General features: G+C 72.4%; 2 protein-coding genes. Both read left to right on the top strand.

The features are described from left to right. The coding region (locus AQJ64_RS44840) for a fumarylacetoacetate hydrolase family protein (protein WP_059203569.1) at positions 1 to 609 on the top strand (609 nt) is incomplete at its 5' end. Further along, a partial coding sequence (locus tag AQJ64_RS44835; protein WP_055636122.1) for a cyclase family protein occupies positions 606 to 1,459 on the top strand: 854 nt, incomplete at its 3' end. The genes AQJ64_RS44840 and AQJ64_RS44835, both read left to right, overlap by 4 nt.

Below are 1,459 nucleotides of genomic sequence, written 5' to 3'. Positions count from 1 at the left end.
GTCATGGACCGCCGGGCCGCCGAGGACCTGCCGTACGTCTTCATCGGTCTGCCCAGCACCGTCACCGGCCCGTTCGACGAGGTGGTGCTGCCCTCGTGGGCGGAGCAGCCGGACTGGGAGCTGGAGCTGGCGGCCGTCATCGCCAAGCCCGCATACCGCGTCTCCGTCGAGGAGGCACTGGAGCATGTCGCCGGGTACACGATCGCCAACGACCTCACCGACCGCGCCACCGTGTTCCGCCGGGACATGAAGGCCATCGGCACGGACTGGCTGCGCTGCAAGAACGCCCCCGGCTTCACCCCGCTGGGCCCCTGGATCGTCCCGGCCGAGTCCGTCGGCGACCCCGGTGACCTGCGGGTGACGCTGAAGCTGAACGGCGAGACCATGCAGGACGAGTCCACCAAGGACATGCTCTTCGGTGTCGCGCGGCTGGTGTCGTACATCTCCCAGACCTCCCGGCTCCTGCCCGGCGACCTGGTGCTGACCGGCAGCCCGGCGGGCAACGGCATCCACTGGGGCCGGCTGCTGCGCGACGGCGACGTCATGGACGGCTCGATCACCGGGCTCGGCGCCCAGCGCACCCGCTGTGTCGCGGAGGAGACGGCATGAGCCTCGACCGGCAGGACCCCGAGGGCGCGATCGCCGAGGCCGCCGAGGCGTACTCCAACTGGGGGCGCTGGGGCGAGGACGACGTGCTCGGCACCCTCAACTTCCTCGACGAGGCCAAGCGCCGCGAGGGCGCCGCCCTGGTCCGCCGGGGGGTCAGTTTCTCGCTGGCGCAGTCCTTCGACATGAACGGCCCGCAGAAGGGCTGGCGGCGGCGCACCAACCCCGTCCACACCATGCTCGACACCGGCACCGACGCGGCCCTCGGCAACCAGGGCTTCCCGCACGGCATCGGCGGCGCCGACGACGTGATCGCGATGCCGTTGCAGTGCTCCACCCAGTGGGACGGGCTCGGGCACATCTTCGACCACGGCAGGGCATGGAACGGGCGGGCCGCAGAGAAGGTCGTCACCTCCGACGGCGACCTCGTCACCGGCATCGAGCACATGGCGCCGTACGTCGCCGGCCGCGGCGTCCTGCTCGACGTGGGCCAAGTCGTCGGCACCGGTGGGGGAGAGCTGCCCGACGGGTTCCCGGTCACCGAGGAGCATCTGACCGCCACCGCGCGGGCCCACGGGGTGAGCGTCGGGCGCGGCGACCTCGTCCTCGTACGGACCGGCCGGCTCGCCCGGGCCCGCCGCGAGGGCTGGGGCGACTACGCGGGCGGCCCGGCACCCGGGCTGTCGTTCACCACGGCCGGCTGGCTCCACCGCACCGAGATCGCCGCGATCGCCACCGACACCTGGGGCTTCGAGGTCCGCCCGAACGAGTTCGCGCACGCCTTCCAGCCGCTGCACCAGGTCGCCATCCCCCACATCGGTCTGCTCATCGGCGAGATGTGGGACCTCGACGC

It is taken from the genome of Streptomyces griseoruber (genome assembly GCF_001514205.1).
In the GTDB taxonomy this organism is placed as follows: Bacteria; Actinomycetota; Actinomycetes; order Streptomycetales; family Streptomycetaceae; genus Streptomyces; species Streptomyces griseoruber.
The sequence above is the reverse complement of the archived record's forward strand: the minus strand, read 5'-3'. Positions and strand labels throughout refer to the sequence as shown.